The 6,350-nt window shown below is 34.0% G+C and carries 2 protein-coding genes and 2 pseudogenes; 2 read left to right on the top strand and 2 right to left on the bottom strand.

The window, feature by feature from the left end:
* Together DRZ96_RS00445 and DRZ96_RS00440 are read right to left on the bottom strand one after the other, a co-directional pair.
* Positions 1-1,250, bottom strand: a pseudogene (locus DRZ96_RS00445) (Na+/H+ antiporter NhaC family protein); the annotation flags it as partial.
* Positions 1,251-1,778: 528 nt separating this feature from the next.
* The gene (locus DRZ96_RS00440) at positions 1,779-3,110 is read right to left on the bottom strand and encodes a Na+/H+ antiporter NhaC family protein (protein ID WP_112889238.1); all 1,332 of its coding nucleotides are present in this window, start codon (positions 3,108-3,110) and stop codon (positions 1,779-1,781) included.
* Positions 3,111-3,342: 232 nt separating this feature from the next.
* Between DRZ96_RS00440 and DRZ96_RS00435 the strand changes: the two genes are divergently transcribed.
* Both DRZ96_RS00435 and DRZ96_RS00430 read left to right on the top strand, forming a co-directional pair.
* The gene (locus tag DRZ96_RS00435) at positions 3,343-4,623 is read left to right on the top strand and encodes a Na+/H+ antiporter NhaC family protein (protein ID WP_256584681.1); all 1,281 of its coding nucleotides are present in this window, start codon (positions 3,343-3,345) and stop codon (positions 4,621-4,623) included.
* A 528-nt stretch (positions 4,624-5,151) separates the two neighbouring features.
* Positions 5,152-6,350 (top strand): annotated as a pseudogene (locus tag DRZ96_RS00430) (Na+/H+ antiporter NhaC family protein); the annotation flags it as partial.

Genomic DNA, 6,350 nt, shown 5'->3' with positions numbered 1-6,350 from the left:
CATGCCCAAAGTGTACCAGCATCTTCAAGTGTTCTTGATAACATATTTCTTGCAAGTCCAAGTTCATCATATTTGTATCATATAGAGGAGCAGGAACACCGATTCCTAAGAATTGGTCACACATTGCTGCGTCACAGAAGATTGATGTAAGCATTGTAGCAAAAACTATTCCACCAACAGAGTTGATTTTATTTTTAATTCCACCAAATAATTTTTCAACGATACCACATTTTTCAAGAGCACCACCAAAGGATACTGCAAGAATAATAAGGTTGATTGTCCACATTTGGTTATCCATACCACCTTTTGCAAGAGCACCATCAAGGAATTCATTTCCTGTTTCAATTGATGGACCATAGTGAAGGATTGAGAATAAGTCTGCTACTGAATATCTTTCTTGGAAGATAAGTGCAAAGATGACACCAACTGCAACTGAACCAAGTACGCCTGGAAGACCAGGGATTCTTAATACCATTATAATTACAATTACTACAATTGGAAGTAGTACTAATGGATTAACATTAAAGTTACTAGATATTGCTTCTCTAATTCCATCAGCAATTGTTGGATCATATCCAGCTCCTGCAATATTCATACCTAAGATTGTATAAATAATAAGAGATATTAAGAAAACAGGACCTGTTGTAGATACCATGGCTGCAACGTGATCAAATAGACCAGTTCCAGCAACACCTGCTGCAAGGTTAGTAGTATCAGATAGTGGAGAGAATTTATCTCCAACATATGCTCCAGATATTACCATACCTGCTGTAAGTGCAGGATTAATTCCAAGTCCAGCACCAATTGTCATGAAAGCAATACCAACTGTAGCTGTTGCTGTCCAAGAAGATCCACAAGCTAAACCAACTATAGCACAAAGCAAACAACCAACTGGTAGGAATGTTTGTGGTGATAAGAAATCTAGTCCGTAATAGATAAGAGCAGGAATTGTACCTGAAATCATAAAGGATGATACCAATAGACCTACAGTAAGTAAAATTAAAATTGCGTCCAATGTTGCTGTTATCCTGTCTATAATACCAGACAACATTTCATCAAAACTATGTCCGCAAATTACACCAATAGTAACAGTAACTATAAGTGCTATGATTTAGTGGCATGTGAGCAGCGTCATACGCCTCATCACTAAATTTGAAAACATATACCATTAGCGCTACCATTGTTAAAATAGGTAGAATTGCTTCAAAAAAACTTGGTAGTCTAACAGCTTTTTGACCATCGTTCTTCATAAATAAAACCTCCTTAAAACATTAAGGCACGTCATAAAATATTTGGCATGTCTGTAATACATCTGCTAAAATTTTGTATTACTGAAAATGTTTTCTAGCTTCATCTTACTCCTGTAGTAATTATAAGTCAACTATAATTTATAAAGATTTTTATATTACATTTAATTTTGTACAATGTCTTAGCTAGATTTTATGATAATTAGATAAATTCATTTTGGTATTCATCTATATAATAAGGTATTTTCAATAAACTATAGGTTTCCGATTAAAAGCATTAAATCATTGTTTTTATTAATTTTTAGTATTTTATTTTTAAATATATACACTTTTAATATTGATATCTTTTATTTATAGATTAAGTTTTCCCATATGATGTTAATTAGGATTATTTAGGATAAAGTTTTCATGACATGTTTTTATTTGACTTAGGAATTAATTAAAAGTTATATATTTTATTAAAATTCTGAAAATAAAAAGCAGGTACCTTTAAGTACCTGCTAATGACCTAAGTCAATTTCTTAAATTTTATTAAGATAGTAATACTGATCCGATAACTCCACCGATTACTAGGAACACGTCAAATGCGATAAATGTCGGTACACAAGTGTCCATGATGTGGTCGTGTTGTCCGTCAGCGTTAAGACCAGATGTAGGTCCCATTGTTGAGTCAGATGCTGGTGATCCTGCATCTCCAAGAGCAGCTGCTATACCAATTAATAGGATAATAGCTGATTTTGAGAAACCTAATTGTTGAGCTAGCGGAACATAAATTGCTGCAACTACTGGGATTGTACCAAAAGATGTACCGATACCCATTGTAATAACAAGACCAATTGCTAGTAGAACAATAGCCGATACTACAAGTGAAGCACCTTCCATCATAGCTGCTGTATCGTTAACTAGGTGAACTACTGCACCTGATGTGTTAAGAACGTTAGCAAATCCACCTGCTATTAACATTACAAATGCGATGAATCCCATTAGGTCAAGTCCACCAGTAACCATATCGTCAATTTCATCCCATTTAATTGAACGAGTAATTAATAGGAAGATAATACCAATTAATGCTGAGAACGGAAGGTTAGTTGTAATAATTTGAACTATAAGCATTGCTATAGCTGCAACTAGAGCTCCCCAAGCTTGTGAAGTCATGTGAACTTCTTCGTCTAGAGAAATAACTCCAGGGATTTCACGATCTTCATATTCTCTGTCTTTTCCATAAAGAACAAATACTACAAAGATTAAACCAATTAACATTGATAAACCTGCAATCCACATTACCTTTCCTGTGTCATTAACAGTTGTTGGCATGCCAGCATCTGTCATGTTTGTTGCAATAATTTTGTGGAATATAAGTCCAAAACCTACTGGTATTGAAACATATGGTGCCTTTAATCCAAAGCAAAGAGCTGATGCTACTGCACGTCTGTCAATCTTTAACTTATTCATAAGTCCTAGTAGAGGCGGAATTAGAATAGGTATAAAGGAAATGTGAACTGGTAAAAGGTTTTGTGAAAAGATTGATATAAATGCTATTAGGAAAATTAAGAAGAATTTATTATTTCCTACTAATTTAGAAATCTTTTGAGCAAGAATAGTTATAAGTCCTGATTTACCAATTGCATAAGCAAACATACCTATTAGGATATAAGCAAGAGCTGTCTCTGCCATAGATCCCATACCACCAATAATTGTACCTATAATTGAATCGCCTTCGATTGCAAATCCTGGAAGCTTTCCAACTGTATTTGCTTGCCAAGTATCTGGTTCAAATACATATAATGGCATGCCTGCAGTTATACCTGCCACAATACCTGCCACTAATAGTGAAAGTAGTACGTTAAGTTTTAAACCATACATAAAAATTACGAGTAAATAGTAACCGACACTACTACGGGGGTTTAAATATAACAAATCATATATATATTTCCGTCCTTATGAAAATAAGATTTTACCTTTATTTTCTCAAAGGATGGAAATAAATTAGTTTTTGTTATTTTAACCCCCGTAGTAGTGTCGGTACTAATTACTTCGTAATTTTATGTAATGGTTAAAACTTAACGTACTACTTTCACTATTAGTGGCAGGTATTGTGGCAGGTATAACTGCAGGCATGCCATTATATGTATTTGAACCAGATACTTGGCAAGCAAATACAGTTGGAAAGCTTCCAGGATTTGCAATCGAAGGCGATTCAATTATAGGTACAATTATTGGTGGTATGGGATCTATGGCAGAGACAGCTCTTGCTTATATCCTAATAGGTATGTTTGCTTATGCAATTGGTAAATCAGGACTTATAACTATTCTTGCTCAAAAGATTTCTAAATTAGTAGGAAATAATAAATTCTTCTTAATTTTCCTAATAGCATTTATATCAATCTTTTCACAAAACCTTTTACCAGTTCACATTTCCTTTATACCTATTCTAATTCCGCCTCTACTAGGACTTATGAATAAGTTAAAGATTGACAGACGTGCAGTAGCATCAGCTCTTTGCTTTGGATTAAAGGCACCATATGTTTCAATACCAGTAGGTTTTGGACTTATATTCCACAAAATTATTGCAACAAACATGACAGATGCTGGCATGCCAACAACTGTTAATGACACAGGAAAGGTAATGTGGATTGCAGGTTTATCAATGTTAATTGGTTTAATCTTTGTAGTATTTGTTCTTTATGGAAAAGACAGAGAATATGAAGATCGTGAAATCCCTGGAGTTATTTCTCTAGACGAAGAAGTTCACATGACTTCACAAGCTTGGGGAGCTCTAGTTGCAGCTATAGCAATGCTTATAGTTCAAATTATTACAACTAACCTTCCGTTCTCAGCATTAATTGGTATTATCTTCCTATTAATTACTCGTTCAATTAAATGGGATGAAATTGACGATATGGTTACTGGTGGACTTGACCTAATGGGATTCATCGCATTTGTAATGTTAATAGCAGGTGGATTTGCTAACGTTCTTAACACATCAGGTGCAGTAGTTCACCTAGTTAACGATACAGCAGCTATGATGGAAGGTGCTTCACTTGTAGTATCGGCTATTGTTCTACTAGCAATTGGTCTTGTTATTACAATGGGTATCGGTACATCTTTTGGTACAATCCCAGTAGTTGCAGCAATTTATGTTCCGCTAGCTCAACAATTAGGTTTCTCAAAATCAGCTATTATCCTATTAATTGGTATAGCAGCTGCTCTTGGAGATGCAGGATCACCAGCATCTGACTCAACAATGGGACCTACATCTGGTCTTAACGCTGACGGACAACACGACCACATCATGGACACTTGTGTACCGACATTTATCGCATTTGACGTGTTCCTAGTAATCGGTGGAGTTATCGGATCAGTATTACTATCTTAATAAAATTTAAGAAATTGACTTAGGTCATTAGCAGGTACTTAAAGGTACCTGCTTTTTATTTTCAGAATTTTAATAAAATATATAACTTTTAATTAATTCCTAAGTCAAATAAAAACATGTCATGAAAACTTTATCCTAAATAATCCTAATTAACATCATATGGGAAAACTTAATCTATAAATAAAAGATATCAATATTAAAAGTGTATATATTTAAAAATAAAATACTAAAAATTAATAAAAACAATGATTTAATGCTTTTAATCGGAAACCTATAGTTTATTGAAAATACCTTATTATATAGATGAATACCAAAATGAATTTATCTAATTATCATAAAATCTAGCTAAGACATTGTACAAAATTAAATGTAATATAAAAATCTTTATAAATTATAGTTGACTTATAATTACTACAGGAGTAAGATGAAGCTAGAAAACATTTTCAGTAATACAAAATTTTAGCAGATGTATTACAGACATGCCAAATATTTTATGACGTGCCTTAATGTTTTAAGGAGGTTTTATTTATGAAGAACGATGGTCAAAAAGCTGTTAGACTACCAAGTTTTTTTGAAGCAATTCTACCTATTTTAACAATGGTAGCGCTAATGGTATATGTTTTCAAATTTAGTGATGAGGCGTATGACGCTGCTCACATGCCACTAATCATAGCACTTATAGTTACTGTTACTATTGGTGTAATTTGCGGACATAGTTTTGATGAAATGTTGTCTGGTATTATAGACAGGATAACAGCAACATTGGACGCAATTTTAATTTTACTTACTGTAGGTCTATTGGTATCATCCTTTATGATTTCAGGTACAATTCCTGCTCTTATCTATTACGGACTAGATTTCTTATCACCACAAACATTCCTACCAGTTGGTTGTTTGCTTTGTGCTATAGTTGGTTTAGCTTGTGGATCTTCTTGGACAGCAACAGCTACAGTTGGTATTGCTTTCATGACAATTGGTGCTGGACTTGGAATTAATCCTGCACTTACAGCAGGTATGGTAATATCTGGAGCATATGTTGGAGATAAATTCTCTCCACTATCTGATACTACTAACCTTGCAGCAGGTGTTGCTGGAACTGGTCTATTTGATCACGTTGCAGCCATGGTATCTACAACAGGTCCTGTTTTCTTAATATCTCTTATTATTTATACAATCTTAGGTATGAATATTGCAGGAGCTGGATATGATCCAACAATTGCTGATGGAATTAGAGAAGCAATATCTAGTAACTTTAATGTTAATCCATTAGTACTACTTCCAATTGTAGTAATTGTAATTATAATGGTATTAAGAATCCCTGGTCTTCCAGGCGTACTTGGTTCAGTTGCAGTTGGTGTCATCTTTGCACTTATCTTCCAAGAAAGATATTCAGTAGCAGACTTATTCTCAATCCTTCACTATGGTCCATCAATTGAAACAGGAAATGAATTCCTTGATGGTGCTCTTGCAAAAGTGGTATGGATAACCAAATGTGGACAATCAACCTTATTATTCTTGCAGTATCCTTTGGTGGTGCTCTTGAAAAATGTGGTATCGTTGAAAAATTATTTGGTGGAATTAAAAATAAAATCAACTCTGTTGGTGGAATAGTTTTTGCTACAATGCTTACATCAATCTTCTGTGACGCAGCAATGTGTGACCAATTCTTAGGAATCGGTGTTCCTGCTCCTCTATATATAAAAATATGATGAACTTGGACTTGCAAG

Source organism: Peptoniphilus harei (genome assembly GCF_900454685.1).
Classification (GTDB): Bacteria; Bacillota; Clostridia; order Tissierellales; family Peptoniphilaceae; genus Peptoniphilus_A; species Peptoniphilus_A harei.
The sequence above is the reverse complement of the archived record's forward strand: the minus strand, read 5'-3'. Positions and strand labels throughout refer to the sequence as shown.

Bases quoted from the DNA above. Each gene is read 5' to 3' on its own strand.
- DRZ96_RS00440 (WP_112889238.1), bottom strand. From the start codon at position 3,110: ATGTATGGTTTAAAACTTAACGTACTACTTTCACTATTAGTGGCAGGT.